At 41.7% G+C, this 20,231-nt stretch carries 13 protein-coding genes and 1 pseudogene; 8 read left to right on the forward strand and 6 right to left on the reverse strand.

Annotated features, from left to right (window positions below; all coding sequences use genetic code 11):
- Positions 1-67: 67 nt before the first annotated feature.
- A complete protein-coding gene (locus tag ACDD58_RS10695) occupies positions 68-1,036 on the reverse strand; it encodes a hypothetical protein (protein ID WP_370777374.1) in 969 nt (322 codons plus the stop codon).
- A 295-nt stretch (positions 1,037-1,331) separates the two neighbouring features.
- Positions 1,332-2,633: a fibronectin type III domain-containing protein gene (locus tag ACDD58_RS10700; protein ID WP_370777375.1), complete on the reverse strand. Its 1,302-nt coding sequence runs from the start codon at positions 2,631-2,633 to the stop codon at positions 1,332-1,334.
- Positions 2,634-3,126: 493 nt separating this feature from the next.
- Between ACDD58_RS10700 and ACDD58_RS10705 the strand changes: the two are divergent.
- Positions 3,127-3,438, forward strand: a pseudogene (locus ACDD58_RS10705) (flavodoxin family protein); the annotation flags it as partial.
- A gap of 51 nt (positions 3,439-3,489) precedes the next feature.
- Here ACDD58_RS10705 and ACDD58_RS10710 read toward each other — a convergent pair.
- Together ACDD58_RS10710 and ACDD58_RS10715 are read right to left on the reverse strand one after the other, a co-directional pair.
- Positions 3,490-5,181 carry an EAL domain-containing protein gene (locus tag ACDD58_RS10710; RefSeq protein WP_370777377.1) on the reverse strand — a complete coding sequence of 564 codons (1,692 nt, stop codon included), beginning with the start codon at positions 5,179-5,181 and terminating at the stop codon, positions 3,490-3,492.
- A gap of 47 nt (positions 5,182-5,228) precedes the next feature.
- Positions 5,229-6,947 (reverse strand): methyl-accepting chemotaxis protein, encoded by a 1,719-nt coding sequence (locus ACDD58_RS10715; protein ID WP_370777379.1) that lies wholly within the window; start codon positions 6,945-6,947, stop codon positions 5,229-5,231.
- 299 nt (positions 6,948-7,246) lie between these two features.
- Here ACDD58_RS10715 and ACDD58_RS10720 point away from each other — a divergent pair, with 299 nt between their 5' ends.
- The 6 genes from ACDD58_RS10720 (at position 7,247) to ACDD58_RS10745 (ending at position 14,408) form a co-directional block, all read left to right on the forward strand.
- Complete coding sequence (locus ACDD58_RS10720) at positions 7,247-7,435, forward strand: hypothetical protein (RefSeq protein ID WP_370777381.1); 189 nt, start codon at positions 7,247-7,249, stop codon at positions 7,433-7,435.
- A 598-nt stretch (positions 7,436-8,033) separates the two neighbouring features.
- A complete protein-coding gene (metG, locus tag ACDD58_RS10725) occupies positions 8,034-10,031 on the forward strand; it encodes a methionine--tRNA ligase (RefSeq protein ID WP_370777383.1) in 1,998 nt (665 codons plus the stop codon).
- A 129-nt stretch (positions 10,032-10,160) separates the two neighbouring features.
- Positions 10,161-11,564, forward strand: coding sequence for a DUF6056 family protein (locus ACDD58_RS10730; protein WP_370777385.1), 1,404 nt, complete (start codon positions 10,161-10,163; stop codon positions 11,562-11,564).
- Between the two features lie 186 nt (positions 11,565-11,750).
- Positions 11,751-12,620 carry a hypothetical protein gene (locus tag ACDD58_RS10735; RefSeq protein ID WP_370777387.1) on the forward strand — a complete coding sequence of 290 codons (870 nt, stop codon included), beginning with the start codon at positions 11,751-11,753 and terminating at the stop codon, positions 12,618-12,620.
- Positions 12,621-12,708: 88 nt separating this feature from the next.
- Positions 12,709-13,500, forward strand: a complete 792-nt coding sequence (locus tag ACDD58_RS10740; RefSeq protein ID WP_370777388.1) for a methyl-accepting chemotaxis protein — start codon at positions 12,709-12,711, stop codon at positions 13,498-13,500.
- Between the two features lie 134 nt (positions 13,501-13,634).
- Complete coding sequence (locus ACDD58_RS10745) at positions 13,635-14,408, forward strand: TatD family hydrolase (RefSeq protein WP_118209262.1); 774 nt, start codon at positions 13,635-13,637, stop codon at positions 14,406-14,408.
- A 267-nt stretch (positions 14,409-14,675) separates the two neighbouring features.
- Here the strand turns inward: ACDD58_RS10745 and ACDD58_RS10750 are convergent, their stop codons facing one another.
- The gene (locus tag ACDD58_RS10750) at positions 14,676-15,533 is read right to left on the reverse strand and encodes a TIGR03915 family putative DNA repair protein (protein ID WP_370777390.1); all 858 of its coding nucleotides are present in this window, start codon (positions 15,531-15,533) and stop codon (positions 14,676-14,678) included.
- 127 nt (positions 15,534-15,660) lie between these two features.
- Positions 15,661-16,941 (reverse strand): putative DNA modification/repair radical SAM protein, encoded by a 1,281-nt coding sequence (locus ACDD58_RS10755; protein WP_186899835.1) that lies wholly within the window; start codon positions 16,939-16,941, stop codon positions 15,661-15,663.
- A 1,079-nt stretch (positions 16,942-18,020) separates the two neighbouring features.
- On the opposite strand from ACDD58_RS10755, the gene ACDD58_RS10760 reads away from it, so the two are divergent.
- Positions 18,021-20,114: a methyl-accepting chemotaxis protein gene (locus ACDD58_RS10760; protein ID WP_370777392.1), complete on the forward strand. Its 2,094-nt coding sequence runs from the start codon at positions 18,021-18,023 to the stop codon at positions 20,112-20,114.
- Positions 20,115-20,231 lie beyond the last annotated feature (117 nt).

Below are 20,231 nucleotides of genomic sequence, written 5' to 3' on the forward strand. Positions count from 1 at the left end.
TGTTCTGCCCCAACATCATGTTATTATAAAATACAAAAAGTGAGACTTGACTCAGGATATGATGTGTCTAATTGCTTTCTACAGCATCAAAAAGGTTGCTGTCGTTCCAATCAGGGTGAAGCTGGCATAACTGGTAGATATGATTTACAAAATCAGCATCCTCATCCAGCATGTTGATGCAGCTTTCAGCAGGAATATTTTTTTGGTACATCGTGTGAATGACGTGTATACGATATTGGCATTTTCCATCTTCATAGCTGTCCCTGCGTTCCATTTTGATATACTCTTCCATATCAAATTCTTCCAGTAACATTCCAACTACCTCCGATCTGTGTTTTATGAGGAAATCACGGAGAATATTATCATGAATACAATCCTGTACCGTGAAATCAATTGCCTGTTCTAAAGAAATTCCTTCCAAAATCTTTGAATAGATTCTGCTGATCAAAATAGAGTATTCCTCTAACGTTCTGCACCGAAGCATCAGTTCTTTATTGTGTCCGTAATTAATATTATAGACTTTTGCGGTACATTCCAGGCAAGGGAGTTTTGCTGTATCATCTGAATTATTTGTCAGTTCAAATGCGTCTGAAAGATGCAGCTCTGTATAATCAGCATCATTTTCCAAAGGGGCTATTCCGTTGTAGAAAATAACAAATTGAGGAGAAGGTATTTTAAGCTGTTTTTTCCCGTATATATTTAAGTTGTGCTGTTTGATGTAACTTTCATATTGTTTACCAAAATAAATCAACCCGCGAAGCGGCATATTTGGATTTAAGGTACTCTGATGCTCATACAGATTTAGTGTTCCACGAACGATGAAAGATACATCATTTTTGTAGCCAAGATAAATTACATCATCAATGGTGTAAACAGTAAGTTCCTTTTCGTCTGAGTAACCAGTGTTGTTCAGCGCGTTATATAATTCAAGCAGGACAGAACGCTCACTGAAAATTTTACGGAATAACGCATCCCGGTATTTCTTTTGTACAAAAACCCGTTTTGTATGATGGATTTTTCGTGTGTTTTTCCCCATATCATATTCTCCTTTGATTATAAAAAAATAAAATGGTTTTCACAATACTTTTCTGAAATAGCTGGCGAATTGCCGGGACATAAAAGACTGATATTCAGAAAATGAATTTCACAGAAATGAAATTTGAATTGCGATAAATGTAGAGTAACATGGGAAAGTTGAAACGGCAAGTGTTAGAAAAAAGTTTGTGTATAATCACCATAAAACCGGATGCTTAAAAAATGTATATAAGAGATTTGCATTTTTTAAACATCCGGTTTTATTTTTAACAATCAATCATTTTATGGTCAGCTTTTTATTTGCTATAAAATACTGATGTAGGATTGGATACATAAACAGTTGTGGAACAATTTTTCTTTCCGACTTTGCAGACCGGCTTGACACTGATGTAGTACATGGTATTTTTTTTCAGCTTTTTCTTTTTAAATTTTTTCAGGGTGTAGCTGGTGTTTTTACTTTTAACGGTGTCTACTTTCGTAAAAGTTTTCGTATCGTAGCTTGTGGAAACGTATATTTCATATGCGGAAGCACCGGAAACTTTTGACCAGTTGATCTTTATTCCTGAGCCGGACTGTTTTGCAGTAATCTTTTTAGGCGAGGTGCCAAAAGTAATGACGGTACTCCATGGACTGTAAACTTTTTGCTTAGTGCCTGCAAGTGTGACATAGGAACGGACTCTTGCTGAATAAAAAGTGCCTGCTTTGATTTTTTTTGAATTGGTATATGTTCCAAGGTAACTGTAAAATTTTGTTTCGTTTACAATCGGTTTTTTAAATTTTTTGGAATCAGAAACTTTTGTTATCTGCAACTGAAATGCTTTGGCACCATTAATGCCTTTCCATTCAAAGCTGGCATCTCCGGGATAAGCAGTTGTCACTTTAAAATCACGTATTTTCTTTGGAAGTGTTGTGGCATAGGTTTCTGTGTAAGTATTAGAAACAACTGTAAAGTCAGAATTGCTGTTTAAGGCATAAACGCAGATTGCATAAGAGCCATCTTCTTTTAAGTTTTTAATCGTACAGGAATTTGTACTTGTGGTAAGTTCCTTGGAAAGATCAGAAAGACCACTTGGATAATATACAACTTTATATCCGGATGCACCGGAAACGGCTGCCCATTTAAAGGACAGGGATGCAGCGGTTGCTTTGGTTCCTGTAATTTTTGATGTTTTATCGCTGATCCGTGCAACAACTTTTAAGGTGTCAGACCAGTTTCCAATATCACAGAGATTTTTATCGTCCGTATAGAAATAGTCGGCAGGAGCAGTGTAGGCGCAGACACGCGCATAAAAAACAGATTTGCCGGACGGAGCATGTATTTTCGCAGTCGGTTCGTAATAGGAACCTTCATCCTTCCAGGTGATTTTGTCCTCGCTTGTTTCAAGACGATAATAGATGGTCTGGTCACCTGACGAAACCGCATCCCAGGTAAGGGTAATATCTGGATTTTCGTAAGGCTCAATATCTGTTTCTTTTAAATTTGTGACAGTTGCAGTCTTTGCTTCGACATTTACATTTGCCAAAATAAGCAGAATAAATGCAAAAGTAAAAGCCAGTGCAAACTTCAATAAGGTTGGTACATAAGCTTTTGTTTTCATAAACTCTCCATTCCTGCGCATGCTGCGCAAATACTCCTGTCAGACAGACAGGGACTAAATTGCTTTTAGTGTAACATATTTTGATGATGAAAGGAATGGAGAAAAATATATTAATTTGCAGTTGCAAGGTCAGAATCCGTTTCCTGTCCGGTCAGATCATTGGAACTGAGGTCAGAGTTTGTTCCCGGATTCGAAAAATCATGTGAGAAAAGGGTAGGAATCGCATGTATCCCGAGCAGCAGTACAAAAGAACAGGCGATAACAGCGAAAATCTTTGCATAAGCAGAGCGTCTGTTTCGCGCAGTTTGCGATGATAGGTGTACCGTGGCAGCATAAGAGTGCAGCCGGGTGTACAGATTTTTTATATACTCAAACTTCGCACTTGAATAAGTGCCTATGCACCTTGAAAATTCAATAATAACTGGCACAAATATAGCATGAAACCGTCTGGTTTTGATATCATTGAGTTGCTCAAAATCAATCTGCAAATGTAGACAAAAGAACCAATGATACTGGGACGGTCCCCATTTTTATAACCATATTTGGGGGCAGTGATATCTATTTCCGGAAAATCCTGAGTCAGGTTAAGCAGTTCATTGATGCAGGCAATGTTATCGTCGGTGAGTATATGTGTCAGGGCAGAATGCCGCAGTCTGTCCGGGAACGCTACCTGAAAATGAAGGAGGCTCCCGATCATCCGCAGAATCTGGATGTATTGATCCAGAATTTTGACTGTGCATTGTCTCACCCTGATGCCAATGACCTGGAAAAACTGAAAGAAGCCGTTATAAATTCATCCTTCTGATAAGGCCATAAAATAAGGCAGCCCCATATAGCTGAGTCTGCCTTACCTTCTTTACTTAACGTTGATGCCTCTGGCATATTGTTGTAAAAACTGTTCTTTTCCACATGGTCTGCCCAAATAATATCCCTGCAGATAATCAACCTTCATTTCTTTCATTTTCAAGAGCCATTCCTTTTCCTCGATGCCTTCTGCGCATATCCTGACGTTAATGCTATGTACCATCGGGATGATATTTTTGTATAATTCATAATCTCTGGCACTGTTCATCGCCTTGGCAGTAAAATCCCTATCCATTTTCACATAACTCGGATTCATATCACGTATACAATGAAGATTCGAATATCCTGTTCCAAAATCATCGATCACGAAGGGGATCCCGTTCGTGTCCAAGCTCTTACGGAATTTGCAGAATGCTGGTGTCATATCCATAAATCCGCTTTCTGTCATTTCAACGCATAAACATTCCGGCTTTAAAGTGTACTTTTGAATCACATCCAGAATATCCCGCTCTACATTGCCCTGCAGGATCTGAACATAGGATACATTTACATTCATCCGGAAGTCCGGAATATATTTCTGCATTTCACAGCACATTGCTGCGGCTTCGTTCAAAATATATCTTCCGGCGGGAATAATCAATCCGGTCTCTTCCAACAATGGGATAAATTCCATCGGTGAAACAAGCTTCTGTCCTTCTTCCGTTATCATGGAAAAACGCATTAGCGCCTCTGCTCCAATGATCTGTTCCGTCTGGCAGTCCACGATCGGCTGATAATTGACTTCAAAGCCTTCGTAATTGTTTACAATAGCATTACGAAGTGCTGCTATGATTCTTCCTTTTCGTAAAAAGACCTCATAGTCATCCTGATTAAAAATATAGAATCCGTTTTTACCCATGCTTTTTGCCTGTTTCAGAGCAAATTCAAATTTTTTACGGCATTCTTCAGTCCCTTCACAAAATGTTGCTGCATTTATAACACCAATAGAAACGGAAAATACAGCTTCATAATTTTCGGCTACTATAAAATTATAAAGTTTATCTGTGATCTTTTCTTTCAGTGCCACAGCGTCTTCCGCAGAAGAAGCATCCAGATCCACGATCACATACTGATCCGCTACCAGATGGTAAATTCTCTGCTTGTCTGAAAGGCATTCCTTCATGCAGCCGGCTACACTTTTCAGGATATAATTACCATAATCAGCTCCCCTGGAGCTATTGATCGCTCCGAAATCATCAATTCCTACATGCATCAAAAAGCCCTTGGAAATAGGTGCCTTTTGTGAACACAGGTAAGCAAGGAATTCCGGACCACCAAGCAGTCCTGTAACATTATCGGCTCTTCTCTTGTTGCCGGTCTCATTCAGACATCCGACCAGATACTCTGCCCTTCCCTGCTGATCATTGATCACGATACCACGGCAGTTGATCCAGACCGGCATACCTTCTTTATCAAGCCACCTGTAATGAAGATTATGTACCTTTTCTCTTCCTTCGCATATATCCGCAAGATGCTTTGTAAGCATCCTGCGGTCTTCCTCATACACTACCTTCATAACTTCATTTGCAGCATCTGTCAGAAGATTTTTCGATATATTAAACCGTGTCACAGCTGACTGTGAGATCTCAAAGATATTATTCTGCAGATCAAATATAAACAGATAATCATCCATACATTCTGTAATAATCTCAAATAAGATTTCTGCTGTCTGCTCTCCAAACACATTAAATATATCATTAATCACAACAAGTACCTTCCTTTTGACAACTTCACCCTATCCCTGCCATTTTTCTAGAATAACTTAAAGATATTCACGCGGTCATGCATCTTGGCTGCTCCCTCTGCCAGATTAATACTGATCGCAGTATTCTCTTCTGATGATGCCGCATTGCCCTGTACCACACCGGACAGCTGTTCAATTCCCTGACCGATCTGTTCCAAGGACTCTGCCTGGGAGTTGGCTTTCTCCATGGTGTTCTGTGCAAGCTCTGCAAAGGACTCCATATCTGCAATGATCTGATTGAATGCGTCTGCTGTTGTTCTTGTGATCGTATTTCCCTTTTCAATTTCCACTAAGGTCTTATCGATCAGATCTCTCGTATTTACAGCAGACTTTGCACTGTCTGCTGCCAGCTTGCCGATCTGATCCGCAACCACTGCAAAGCCTCTTCCTGCTTCTCCTGCTCTGGCAGCTTCTATGGAAGCATTCAGGGATAACAGATTGGTCTGGGATGCAATAGTCTCGATATCGGTGATAATATTACCGATCTCTTTGGAGATTTCTGTAATGTGCTCCATTTCCGTGAGCAGCTCATTCATTTTTTCTTTTTCTTCGTTCGCTTTGTTTGCAGAAGCTTTTACACGTGCTGATGCGCTCTGCGTTTCTTTCGCTGTATCTGCAGCCAGATCCACGACAGTGTCAATGGTGGCATTCAATTCCTCGATGACTCCTGCCTGCTCTGTTGCACCGTTCGCCAAGGATTTTGATGCATTTTCCACCTCGGATGAATTCGATGATACCTGTTCTGCCAGATCGCTGATCTCGGTCAGGGTACTGTTAAAGCGCTTCAGAATATACAGCAGTGATGTCTTCAATTCTGAGAAATCTCCCAGGAAATCTGTAATCTCATCACCATTTCTGGTCAGGTCACCCTGCGCGATTGCCTTAACCTCCGCGGAGATCTCCCTGACATAATCTGCCAGAATACCCATGGCTTCTTTCAGATTCCTGATGGTATCGCCAAACTCATCCTCAGACTCATAGGTAAGCATTTCTACGTTAGACAGTTCACCCTTACGCAGACTGGCAACCGCTGCTTCTATCTGTTCTACCGGCTCTGTAATGGAATTGGTAATGATGCTTCCGATCAGTGTCGTCACTACAGCAATCGCAAGACCCGCTGCCACGATCACAACAAATATGATTATGGTGCATACCTTGGCCATGGTCTTTGCCCGATCTAATTCTACCTGGAACTCATCACGCAATGAAGTTAATTTCTCAGTAAAAGACTTATATTCTTCATACACCTCTCCGATCATCAGCTTCGCTGCTTCCTGCTGTTTACCCTCACGGCTTAACTTCAAAATTTCATCGGAAGCAGCCCTATATTTTTCCCATGCAGCGCTTGCCACTTCATAATCATCCCGTCCTTTTTGAGCTTTGCTGTCTGCAGACATGATTGCATCCAGCTTCGCAGAGGTATCCTGAATCTGACTCTCCAGCTTCTGGATTTCTTCTTCGCAGGAGTTCATGTCCGCGGTATCTGATTCTACCAGATGCTGATACTGTTTGATTCTGTATTTCGCAGTCATTGTCTCTAAATCCTGCAGATATTCCAATGACGGAGACCAGACCTCCGTGATCTTCTCTATATTTGAGCGAATTACTAATGTCGAGATCAGTGCCACCAACACTAAAAATAATGTCATAACAAGCACTGTCATTCGATATACTTGTAATTTTCCTGCAACCTTTAAGTTAGCTATACGCTTTTTGATCTTTTCCATGATGGTTTGCCTTCCTTTGTAAATTATTGATCTTTTATAACATTTATTTGTCCATAGACGATTAAAAGATATCATACTTTATTGGAATAATCCATAAAAAAAATAAATTATTTTCTGCTAAATATTAGTGACTCAAACTCCGCACTTGAATAAGTGCCTATGCACCTTGAAAATCCAATAATACCTGGCACAAATATAGCATGAAACCGTCTGGTTTTGATATCATTGAGTTGCTCAAAATCAATCAAGCTGCAAATGTAGACAAAAGGACCATTGGATACAAACGCAGGAAACTGTCCATGGAAAAAGGAACCTCCGCCATGCTTTCGCTTTTGGAAGCTGCTAAAAAGGCGGTAATCCCTACGGAATATGTTCTCTTTGACAGCTGGTTTTCCTCTCCAGGTACGCTTCATGCTGTAAAAGAGATTGGATATGATGTAATCGGCATGGTTAAGAAAACTCCAAAGATGTTCTTATGGATCAATTAAAGGTACTTTGATATCGTAATATGGAAGTAAAATGCTTCCCGGCATACTTTCCAATGCCGGAATTTGAGCGGGTAAACTGGTATTGCGTGATCGCACAAAAAGGGTCAGGCGCTTGACTTTTTACACATTCCATGCTAGATTGAAAATAATCGTAAAAAATAAAACACCATGAAAAAGAGAGTACATCTGTTGGAACTTTACAGAGAAGTTTCTATAATTCCGGGAAAGGTGTTGTGAGACATGTATTTTAAGAAAAACTGTGTCACAGAAAATGAAAGGTCGAACCGGAATGAGGCTGAGAGGAAACGGGCGGACATAGATGGAAGATGGCTTTGGAGTGGCAGGACTGAACTGTTTTAGAAAACGACAGATAAGTCCCGACAGGTCCGCCTGTTACAGCGGGAGATATTACAGCAGATGCGCACCGGGGCAGTATGTATCCGGGCAGTCCGTGAGATATCAGAATGAGGCTGGCATTTTATGCCGGTAAATGGGAGTGGTACCACGGGATAACGTCTCGTCTTCTTTTTAGAGGACGGGACTTTTTTGTTATAATCCGCATCCATAAGCAAATTATTTAAGAAAGAAGGAAATACACATGAGCAGCAAAGGGAAATTTTATATGACAACAGCGATTGCCTACACATCAGGCAAGCCACACATTGGAAACACCTACGAGATCGTACTTGCAGATGCAATTGCAAGATTTCGCCGTCAGGAAGGCTATGATGTTTACTTCCAGACCGGAACAGACGAGCATGGTCAGAAGATCCAGGAGAAAGCCGAGAACGCTGGTATCACTCCGAAGGAATATGTAGACAACGTTGCCGGAGAAGTAAAACGTATCTGGGATCTGATGAACACTTCTTATGATAATTTTGTCCGTACAACGGATGAAGATCATGAGAAACAGGTAAAAAAGATCTTCAAAAAATTATATGATAAAGGTGACATCTACAAAGGTTCCTACGAGGGACTTTACTGTACTCCGTGTGAATCTTTCTGGACAGAGTCACAGCTTGTAGACGGCAAATGCCCGGACTGCGGACGTGAGGTCCAGCCGGCAAAAGAGGAAGCATATTTCTTTAAAATGAGCAAATATGCTGACAAGCTCATCGATTACATTAATGAGCATCCGGAATTTATCCAGCCGGTTTCCAGAAAAAATGAGATGATGAACAACTTCCTGCTTCCGGGATTACAGGATCTTTGTGTATCCAGAACCTCATTTTCCTGGGGTATTCCGGTTGATTTTGATCCGAAACATGTTGTGTATGTTTGGTTAGACGCGCTGACAAACTATATCACAAAGATCGGATATGACGCAGATGGCAATTCCAGTGAGCTGTTCAACAAAAACTGGCCTGCAGACTTACATCTGATCGGAAAAGATATCATCCGTTTCCATACGATCTACTGGCCGATCTTTTTGATGGCACTGGATCTGCCGCTGCCAAAACAGGTATTTGGACATCCGTGGCTTTTACAGGGTGGCGAGAAGATGAGTAAATCCAAAGGAAATGTGATCTACGCAGATGATATGGCTGATTTATTCGGTGTGGATGCGACACGTTACTTTGTACTGCACGAGATGCCGTTTGAAAATGACGGAATCATTACCTGGGATCTTGTCATTGAGCGTTACAACTCTGACCTTGCAAATATTCTTGGAAACCTTGTAAACCGTACGATCTCCATGAGCAACAAGTATTTTGACGGTGTAGTAAAGAGTACAGGTGTGGCTGAGGAAGTTGATGCAGATTTAAAGGCAGTTGTAACATCTACAAGGGATAAAGTTGCAGAGAAAATGAAAAACCTGCGTGTTGCAGATGCAATCACAGAGGTATTTAACTTATTCCGCCGCTGCAATAAATATATCGATGAGACAGCACCATGGGTACTTGCAAAGGACGAGGCAACAAAAGACCGTCTGGCAGAAGTTCTTTACAATCTGGTAGAATCCATCACCATCGGAGCATGTCTGTTAAAGAGCTTTTTACCGGAGACAGCAGACCGTATCTTAGCGCAGCTTAGCACAGGTATGCGTGAATATGATGATCTCGATAAATTCGGACTTTATGAGAATGGAAATAAAGTAACGGAAAAACCGGAAATCCTTTTTGCACGTCTGGATGCAAAAGAGATCATGCCAAAGATCGATGCGATCCGTGAAGCACAGAAAGCAGAGTTTGAGGCAGAGCAGAGAGCACTTGGTGAATTGCCAGAGACAACAGAGGAAGCAGGCGAAGCAATCGATATCGAGGCAAAACCGGAGATCGAGTATGATGACTTCATGAAAATGCAGTTCCAGGTCGGAGAGATCATTTCCTGTGAAGCAGTGCCGAAGTCAAAGAAATTATTATGCTCCCAGGTAAAGGTCGGAAGCCAGGTAAAACAGATTGTTTCCGGTATCCGTAAATATTACACACCGGAAGAGATGGTCGGCAAAAAAGTCATGGTACTTGTAAACTTAAAACCAGCAAAACTTGCCGGAGTTTTATCGGAAGGAATGTTATTATGCGCAGAGGATGCAGAGGGCAATCTTGCGCTGATGACACCGGAAAAAGCAATGCCGAGTGGAGCAGAGATCTGCTAACATATTGAAAAATAAAAATCTGTCATGACAGTTGCGATAAATCTATGATGTTGTGCCGGATTTGTGAGGGAAAAAGAGATAGTGTATGCGCTATCTCTTTTTCGATATCACACAGGGAGGAACAAAAGAGTGAGAAAAAAAATACAGGGGATATTTCAAAGAAACCTGCCATTTGTGCTGGTGTTTATGGTGGCACTTATCTGGCATCTGGTCATTAAAATTTCTGCCGGTGATGATGTTGTCTATTTTCAGACGCTGATGGATGGAAGAAGTATCTGGGAGATTTTAGCGCACCGCTATGCGACATGGTCTTCAAGAATGGCAATCGAATTTGTTCTTATACCACTGGTACAGGTTTCGTGGCTGTGGAAAATCCTGGATATTATTATTTATACACTGATTCCTGTATTGTTATACCGCTTATTAAATAATTACACGGAATATATTGATGAAAATGTAAGCTGGTCAGATAAAGATTCAGACAGGGAAGAATCTAAGAGTATATTAAAATGGCTTGTCTGTGCGTTTATGCTGCTTTACCCATTTTCGGATATGGTATCAGCTGGCTGGATCGCAACGACGGTCAACTATCTGTGGCCGCTTTTTGGAATCTTATATATCGCCCTGATTTTACAGAAACTGGCACAAAATAAGTTTTTGCACTGGTATGAGGGCGCAGCAGGGGTGATCTGTTGTATTTTTTGCAGCAGTCAGGAACAGGTGGCAGCAATTTTACTGGTTATGATTTTTCTTGCGTTACTTTATAACTGGCATAGAAAAAAAGCGGGGAGTCTGTGGATTTACGGATATTTTGCCGTTGATCTGATCTCACTTTTTACGATTTTGTGCTGTCCGGGAAATAGTATCCGCAGCATGCAGGAAGTCGAAGGGCGTATGCCGGAATTTGCACATTTTTCCATTTGGGAAAAGATTTATATGGGAGTTGTAAATATAGAACGCATTTTTATTGCGCAGGTTAACAGTATTTTTCTGATCGTCTCGGTTATACTGGCAGTACTGGTCGGACTGAAAACGAAAAATATGATAAAAACATTGCTGTCATCCGTTCCTGTATTTTGTATTCTTGGATATGCACTGATCCGCACCGGGCATCCGTGGTATGAAAAAATATTTATTATACCGGAACAGACAGCAGGGTGGAATTTTAAAGATCCGGTGAACTGGCTTCCGGTGTTATTTTTGATCGTGACGGTGGCGGGGATGTCCTATGCACTGTTTTGTCTGATGAGAGAGAAGCTGGAAATATATCTTTATACACTTGTGATGCTTGGTGTGGGACTGGCATCCGGCATTGTCATGGGATTTTCTCCGACAATCTATGCATCGGCAGACAGACCATATATTTATCTGTATTTTATTCTGATGGTAACGTGTCTTTTTTGTATCCGGCAGATGTATGGGCAGATCAGAAAAGAAATTCCGGTACTGGTTCAGAAGATTTCAATGGTTGTGCTTGGAATGTTTTGCATGGTCAATATCGCAGAAACACTTTGGATGTGTCATATTATGTAAAAGAAACAGATGGATAAGGTAATCATTTTATACAGTTTTGCCGATGTTAAAGATATATGAACGGTTTCATTTTCATGACGGGCATGTTTAAATTGATCCATATAATGTTTGTTTACAGAATGTACGATTTATCTGCAAAGAGATATTCTGGGATTCCTGTCATGATTTCAGGGAGGAATATGAGCTATGGGATTTTCAGTAAATAGTGCTGGGAGCACCAGTGGAGCTATGGCAATGGTTGGAACATTGACCATTAAAAATGCGAATAAAGATGCACGTGCGCGTATTGATTATGTCTGTGGAAAGAGTAAAAGCAGCACAAAGAAAAAAGTAAATTATAATTACAGGGAAGTTTCGAATCAGCTTTTGCGTGCGAAAAAGCCGCAGGGCGCAGCAAATGCGCTGACAAAGGCAAAGAGCAGACTTGCCACTTTGCAGCGGTGTGCAGCAACCGGGGAATATGACAGCAAGGAGATATCTGCAGCAGTTGCGCATGCGAAAAGAATGGTAGAGTGCGCACAGTTAAAAGTCCGCCACTTAAAGCAGGAAGAGATCGAAAACAATAAATATAAACGCGAGAACCGGGCGGATAATATGCAGAAAAAAGGTGAGATCAGGCGCCGGGCTGCAAATAAAGAGCGTGAGTTGAAAGAAAAGATTGCGATTGAAGAAATACAGAATGTACAAAAGGAAAAGGCAAAGCGTGTTGAAATACGGCAGAAGCGCAATAATCACAGACGTCAGGAGCAGAGTAAGATCAGCGAAGCGGATATGAAATATATAAAAGCACAGATGGAAAACCACAACACATCTGATATATCTCCTGATTCCGGCGTGATCGTGAGCCTGTCTGCCGAATCTGCAAATCTGCAGATGACAGAGGCACAGATCAAGATGCAGGCACAGCAGGATGCGGAGTTAGAGACAGATCTGACATTGACGGATGCTGCCGGTGCATTGCCGCAGGGGATGTCTGCTTCTTATACCGGTGATCCATCGGGAAGCGCATCTGCCACAGGGCAGGGAATGACAGAGAATATTAATATTTCGATTTAATAAAAAAAAGATACTCAATTAACAAAAAGACATTTTATATAACCTCTCTTCTTTTTAAGATAAAAATAAAAAAGATGGGAGGTTTTTTATGTCGAAAAAAAGAAAACTACATCATGCAGATTTAATTGTGCCACACAGTTCTATTCGATTGCAGTCTGGGGAATGTGTCATGGAGACAAGCGGTAAAGTCAATGAAATGGTGGAGAGTGTCAGCGGACAGATGGAGGAGCTCTCTGGGCAGATAAAAACGGTCCGGGAGCTGGTACAGGGAACAATTACAGGACTTGAACATCAGAAACAGCAGATTGAGGGTGGAATGAACACTGTAAATATGATGATGCAGCAGTCAAAAGATACGGCAAATATAAATGGTGAAGTTGAACTTCAGGTAGAGATGCTGGGATTAAAATTAGAGCAGATCACAGATTTTGTAAATAATATTGAAGATATTGCATCACAGACGAAGTTATTATCCTTGAATGCATCGATTGAAGCAGCACGTGCAGGAGAGCATGGCAGAGGATTTTCCATTGTTGCAGAGGAGATCCGCAAACTTGCAGACAATTCCGGTGAAATTGCAAAAGAAATCCAGATTGTGATAAAAGAAGTAATGGAATGTTCTAAGAATGCAGTGGAAAAAGTGGCTATGGCAGGTGATTCTGTCAAAGTACAGGTAGAAAGTGCCGGACATACTATAGAGGCATTTGGAAATATGAATGATGTTATGGAACAAATGATACAGGATCTTGATCATATATCCGGAAAAGTAGATGAGATGAATGGAAGAAGACATGCAGTGTTAGATAAGATACATGCAATAGGTGCTTCTTCTGAGCATACGGTAAGATCTACTGAGTTTTCATTTAAATTAAGAAAATAAATTATGAAAAAGAGATCATCGAAAAAGGTTATTAAATTTGCCAGTTACCGTGTGTTAATGATATATTGATATTATAAAAGTGTATCCTGTAGGAAAAAATGATTGACATATAAGAAAAAAGGAGAAACACAATTATGATATTTGAGACACATGCACATTATGATGATGAACGGTTTGAAGAGGACAGAGAGGAATTGATCACATCCATGCCAGAACGTGGCGTTGGAACGATCATCAATGTCGGTGCATCGATCGAATCCACCAAAACAACACTTGCGCTGTCAGAGCGGTATGAATTTGTTTATGCGGCAGTCGGAGTGCATCCAAGTGATATCAGTGGTCTGAATGAGGAAACATTTGCATGGCTGAAAGAGCAGACCAAAAGAGAAAAAGTGGTTGCAGTTGGAGAAATCGGGCTTGATTATTACTGGGATAAGGAGCCGGAAATACAAAAACAGCAGCGATACTGGTTTGCTGAGCAGATGAAGTTAGCGAGGGAAGCATCACTTCCTGTAATCATTCATTCGAGGGATGCGGCAGCAGATACCATGGAAGTGATGAAATCTGTATATGCGGAGGAAATTCCGGGAGTCATCCACTGTTATTCTTATTCGAAGGAGATGGCACAGGAATTTATAAAAATGGGATATTATATCGGTGTCGGAGGTGTTGTGACTTTTAAAAATGCCAAAAAGTTAAAGGAAACCGTACAGGAAATCCCGCTGGAACGAATCCTTTTAGAAACCGACTGTCCATATATGGCACCGGAGCCGCATCGCGGAGAGAGGAATGATTCATCCTATATCCCGTTTGTGATCGCCAAGATTGCAGAACTAAAAGGAATCACACCGGAAGAAGTGGAGCAGGTGACCAGGGCGAATGCAGAACGGTTATTTCGTATAATGTAATTTATTTTCTGTACATGATAAAAAGTCTATGTTATCATAGCACCATAAACTGGTTGCGTAAAAGAGCGTAATCACAAACCTAAAAGAGTTATAGGAAGAAGGGAAAAAGATGATATACAATCAAAATTACATAGGAGAGATTATTTGAGGTGGTAAATTTCGTTGCAACCACGCACCCTATGGGTTAAAAGAGATGCAGGAGCCGCGACGCCTGCCAAATAATCTCTTTCATCTATAAAGATATGCTCTGTTTATGGTAACAGGGCTTTATTTTTTACCAAGTTCCAGGGTATCATCCCAGAAGCGCTTCGGGATATTCTGCGCCTGGAGTTCTGGATTGATCCGTGCCTGGATGGCGATGTGGTCGAAAAAGGTCTGCCACAGCTCCTGGTATTTGGTCTCGCTGTCGGAGGTATGTTTTAAAAGCTCCTGATCTATACCGGAGGCGTCCACTAACAAAAAATTCTTTCCGGCGGCGTGAACTGCGGCAAGCTGGCGGTTCTTGTCATATATCAAAAAATTCTCCTGCGGGAGACGATCGGTAAAGTGCTCTGCCAATATCGGCAGGGCATTATTTTTGGGGTGAATCGTGGAAAACAGTACACCATTTTCCAGTTCTGAAAAACGAAGAAAACCGAGCAGGTGATGTGCCTCATTTGCTGTAGCACGGGACAGAATAAACAGGCGGTGGACATAAGGGTTGGCAAGATCACAAATGGCGCGTGCTCCGGCAGGTGTATTCAGACCAAGTACAAGAGTATGGTAGATGGCGTCCGCTTTGTCTAAGTTATTCTTTTTTTCCGGAACAATGGAAAGAATCGCATTTAAAATGGTATCGTAAAATTCACTGCCAAGTTTGCGCTGTATGGTGCGAGCGACTTTCGATGCTTTATCAGAGGAAGTTTCCACATGGATATACTCACAAAATAGTTGATAATTGTCCGGTTCATGACACAGAATGTGGATATCATCGTGGGTGCAGGCGCTTTTTGGGGCACTGGAAGAACTATCAGCCGATGTGCTGCGGGCAGAATATTTTTTGTTTTCTTTTACCTTAAAATCCCATGCATCATAGATGCCGGATAAGATTCCATTGGGGGAATCTTCACAGATAAATGTGTACATATTATAAAATCCTCGTTATAGAAAGCCATTAATGCATCGGATTAATGATCATTAAGATGATGTTACAGCGAAATAGCAGGTTTTAATTTGCCAGCCGCTAAATTATGAATCGCTGTAGGTTCCGTCATCAGGAGAATAAACTGAGCTGCTGGTATCCCGCTTCACGTATTTCACGTGGAATCTGGGTGCGGTCTGCGATCAGGCTGCGGCAGATATAGTCCTCATCTAACTTTGTAGGGTACATCATGTGACCGGAACAGGTAATAAAGTATAGTGCACGTTTTAGTACGACACCGATCTTTTTCAGATCAGAGAAATCGAGCTTATTCATACGTCTTGCCTTTACGATGCGCGAGGCAGACTTTGCACCGATGCCGGGAACACGCAGAAGTGTACGATAATCTGCACGGTTGATCTCTACCGGAAAACATTCTAAATGGCGGAGCGCCCAGTCACATTTGGGGTCCAGATAAATATTAAAATCAGGCCGGTCTTCTGTTAGTAATTCATCTACTTTAAAATCATAATAGCGCAGCAGCCAGTCTGCCTGATAAAGCCGATGTTCCCGTAAAAGAGGCGGGCCACCCGGCAAAACCGGCAGATTTGAATTGTGGTTGACATTGACAAAGGCAGAGTAGAACACTCTCTTTAAGTCAAATTTCTGATAAAGCGTTTCGGCAACACGCATAATCTCATAATCGTGTTCCGGAGTAGCGCCAATGATCATCTGGGTGCTCTGTCCGGCTGGAACAAAACGTGGTGCTTTGCGGTAAATGGCAAGCTCGTCTTTATTTTCCGTGATACGGTTTTGAATCTGGCGCATTGGTTTCAAAATAGTGGTTCTGGATTTATAGGGAGCCAACTTCTTTAAGCTGTCAGCAGTCGGAAGCTCTAAGTTGATACTCATGCGGTCGGCAAGAAATCCTGCTTTTTCTACAAGCACGGGATCTGCACCCGGGATAGCCTTGACATGGATATAGCCGTTAAAATGATAGACATTGCGCAGCCGGTAGAGTGTCTGGTAGATCAGATCCATCGTGTAATTTGGGCTGACCATGATGCCGGAGCTTAAGAAAAGTCCCTCAATATAGTTACGCCGGTAAAATTCCATTGTCAGTTCACAGACTTCGTCGGGGGTAAAAGAAGCCCGTTTCACGTCAGAGTTACAATTATTCTGACAATAGGCGCAGTTGAAAATGCATTCATTGGTAAAAAGTATTTTGAGAAGAGAAATACAGCGTCCATCTGCAGAAAAAGTATGACAGATTCCGCATGCAAGGGAATTTCCCATACCGCTGCCATTGCCGCTGCGGTCTACTCCGCTTGAAGTGCAGGCTACATCGTACTTTGCAGCGTCGGTAAGTATGGCAAGTTTTTCCATAAGAGACATATTTTGCTGAATGTTCATGTTGATCTTCATCTCCATCCTTAAGGTCTTTGTCAAAAATATGATTGTAAGTTATGATCCGGTATTTGCATCAAATATTACGAAACATGTACTGCAAAACAAATGATGGTTTGTTGGGATATGAGTTCCCCGGCGAAGGGTGGTTCCGGGGGATTTCGATTGGCAAATTGCATCAAGCCGGGACTGTTTTGTTCCGTTGTCCGAAAATAAGGCAATCGATTTCACTCTGATTATTATCAGAGTGAAATTAGTCTGCCTGATTTAGTGTTTCTCGGAGTGACGTGTGCGTCTTAAACGCCCCGTCCGGGGGCATTAAGACTTGTGCTGCCGTCCGTGGCAGCACAACACTGTGTTACGGACAGGCAGACTAAGATTGCCTAATTTTCTCCCAAAGTCACAAAACGAATCCCGGCTTGATGCGATTTGCCAGCCGCAAGGTTGTGAACCACCCTTTGCCGGGGAACTCATTTTACAACCTTGGGGGTGCGTAAATTTTGGTAACATTCATTTCAAAAATGTCGCAAAATCTCGATGCAATCTGTTATACTTATGCTTTTAACCATACATACTTGGAATAGTAATCTGCATTATTAGTCTGTTAATTTATGAAATGATTAGTGTAATGCAACAGAGCAGATGAAAATTCAGACAAGTCATTAGGCTGAATATCAATGATACAGCACCTTAGGATTTTAAGCATATTTCCATTCGTGCGAATATCAAAAATCCGCACCTACGACCCCGATTTTGAGATGAACCGCCCGCCCCAATGGTGTTCATAACCTGAAGTCTGGCATCTTGCGCAAGATGCCACTCACAAGCCTGCGATACACCATTTGGACGGGCGACTCATATCATCAACAAACAAGAACTAATGTTCGATAAAATTAATATAACATATGACAGATTTATTTGCAACAGAAAAAACGAAAATATGTTCGATAAAATATGCGAAAACAAAAGTGTAAGATTGAAAATCTACGAAAACATAACGAAACAGCATGCATTTTATTGAAAATACAGTCGAATATGGTAAAATTGAGTAAATGGGAGGAATTTTTACAGAGGGGGAATTTTGTATGAAATCAATAAAAACCAAGATCATTGTAACTGTAATACTTTGTTCGCTGGTATCAACTTTTATCTGTGGGGCGATCAGTATTGTTAATTCAGTCAGTACTTCTTATGAAGACTCACAGCGGGAGATGCAGCTTAAGTGTGTGAGCCAGAGCAGTGAACTTGATACCATGATGCAGAATGTTTCACAGTCAGTGGAAATGGTATACAGCATTGCAGTTGCCAAACTGGAACATGCAGCATCTTTCCGGACAAGCAAGGATTATGTGGATACTTATACAAAGCAGATGCTGCCGATTTTGATGCAGTCTGCACAGAACACTAAGGGAGCACTCACGGCGTATATCCGTTATAATCCTGAATTTACGGAACCAACAAGCGGACTTTTTCTAACAAGAGATAACAGTGACAGTGAGTTTGAGAGTGTGACGCCAACGGACTTTTCCATGTATGATCCGAGTGATGTGGAGCATGTCGGATGGTATTATATTCCGGTACAGAATGGAAAAGAAACCTGGATGGAACCATACTTAAATTCCAACATTGGTGTATATATGATCTCATACGTTATTCCAATCGAGGTGGACGGCGAGTCTATTGGTATCATCGGAATGGATATTGATTTCAGCGAATTTACGGATACGATCGATTCTTTAAGTATATTTGACAGTGGATATGGATTCCTTGTCAATGAATCTGGTAAGGTCATGTATCACAAAGATCTTGAGATTGGAAGTAATCTTGCGGATGCAGACAGCGGACTGCAGTCAGTAGTGGATGCGCTTGGAAATGAGCAGACGGAGGAGACTGCCGTTTCCTATACTTATCAGGGAAAAGATAAGGTCATGTATTATAAGACATTGGAAAATGGCATGAAATTTGTCCTTACGGCACCAAAAACTGAACTGCAGGAAAAATCCAGACAGCTTGCAAAACAGATATTCGGAGGAGCTGCTTTTGCAATGATACTTACCATAATTATCGGTACAGTACTCGGATTTACAATCACAAAGCCGATCACCCAGATCGACGGTATCGTAAAACAGACGGCTGAATTTGAGTTTGCGAGCAATCCGGCAAACCAGCACCTTTATAAAAGAAAAGATGAAACCGGAAGAATGGCGATATCACTTCACAACATGCGCAAGAATCTGCGTCAAATGGTAGCAAATATCCGTCATGTATACACAGATCTGAAAAATACGACAGAACAGCTTTCTGATACAACGAAACGTGTGCGTGAGATGAGCAGCGTCAACACAGATACGACGCAGGAACTTGCAGCAGCAATGGAAGAGACAGCGGCGACGATGGAGACGGTCAACACCACGGTCAGTGACATCAAAGAGCGCGCAACGGATATTGAGCGGTATTCAAAGGAGGGACGGGAGTCTTCTGTTGAGGTAAAGGAACGTGCAGATCAGCTTAAGTTAAAGACGCAGGCTGCAAGCGAAAAAACGGTTCAGATGTACGAAAATGTACAGCAGAAAACAGAAGCTGCCATGGAGCAGGCAAAAGCAGTAGAAAAGATCAACCAGTTTACACAGGCAATCCTTGAAATTTCAAGTCAGACGAATCTGCTGGCATTAAATGCCTCGATCGAGGCGGCAAGAGCCGGAGAGGCAGGAAAGGGATTCGCAGTCGTTGCTGGAGAGATCGGTAAACTGGCAACCCAGTCATCCACGACTGTCGGCAGTATTAATGAGATCATAGCTGAGGTCAATGAGGCTGTGGCGAATATGACAGGATGCTTAAAAGAGAGCACAGATTTCTTAGAGCAGACGGTGCTTAAAGATTATGAGGATTTTATGGGAGTTGCAGACCAGTATACAAAGGATGCGACGGTGTTCGATGATGACATGTCTGCCATCAGCGGACAGATCAATACACTGTTAAAATCTATTGTTGAAATCGCGGATGCCATGCAGGGTGTCAGCTCGACGGTTTCCGAGGCGGCTGACGGTGTGGCGGATATCGCACAGAAAACACTTGAGGTTTCCGGAATTGTGCAGGGAAATGAAACGCTTGTGGACAATAACCGTGAAAATATTGTGCGACTGAACAGTGTCATCGAAATGTTCCATGATGAAAAATAAATCTTTGCCTTATATATGATTTTTGTATATAATGAGAGACAGGGTGTCAGAGACGGACAGACCGTGATGGCATCCTGTTTGTATATTTATGGCGATAGGTCTGCCCATGGAATGCGC

This window comes from Roseburia sp. (assembly GCF_041325975.1).
GTDB lineage: Bacteria > Bacillota > Clostridia > Lachnospirales > Lachnospiraceae > Roseburia > Roseburia rectibacter.

Bases quoted from the DNA above. Each gene is read 5' to 3' on its own strand.
- ACDD58_RS10760 (WP_370777392.1), top strand. From the start codon at position 18,021: ATGAAATCAATAAAAACCAAGATCATTGTAACTGTAATACTTTGTTCG.
- ACDD58_RS10700 (WP_370777375.1), bottom strand. From the start codon at position 2,633: ATGAAAACAAAAGCTTATGTACCAACCTTATTGAAGTTTGCACTGGCT.
- metG (WP_370777383.1), top strand. From the start codon at position 8,034: ATGAGCAGCAAAGGGAAATTTTATATGACAACAGCGATTGCCTACACA.
- ACDD58_RS10720 (WP_370777381.1), top strand. From the start codon at position 7,247: ATGGAAAAAGGAACCTCCGCCATGCTTTCGCTTTTGGAAGCTGCTAAA.
- ACDD58_RS10750 (WP_370777390.1), bottom strand. From the start codon at position 15,533: ATGTACACATTTATCTGTGAAGATTCCCCCAATGGAATCTTATCCGGC.
- ACDD58_RS10745 (WP_118209262.1), top strand. From the start codon at position 13,635: ATGATATTTGAGACACATGCACATTATGATGATGAACGGTTTGAAGAG.
- ACDD58_RS10755 (WP_186899835.1), bottom strand. From the start codon at position 16,941: ATGAACATTCAGCAAAATATGTCTCTTATGGAAAAACTTGCCATACTT.
- ACDD58_RS10740 (WP_370777388.1), top strand. From the start codon at position 12,709: ATGTCGAAAAAAAGAAAACTACATCATGCAGATTTAATTGTGCCACAC.
- ACDD58_RS10735 (WP_370777387.1), top strand. From the start codon at position 11,751: ATGGGATTTTCAGTAAATAGTGCTGGGAGCACCAGTGGAGCTATGGCA.
- ACDD58_RS10715 (WP_370777379.1), bottom strand. From the start codon at position 6,947: ATGGAAAAGATCAAAAAGCGTATAGCTAACTTAAAGGTTGCAGGAAAA.
- ACDD58_RS10695 (WP_370777374.1), bottom strand. From the start codon at position 1,036: ATGGGGAAAAACACACGAAAAATCCATCATACAAAACGGGTTTTTGTA.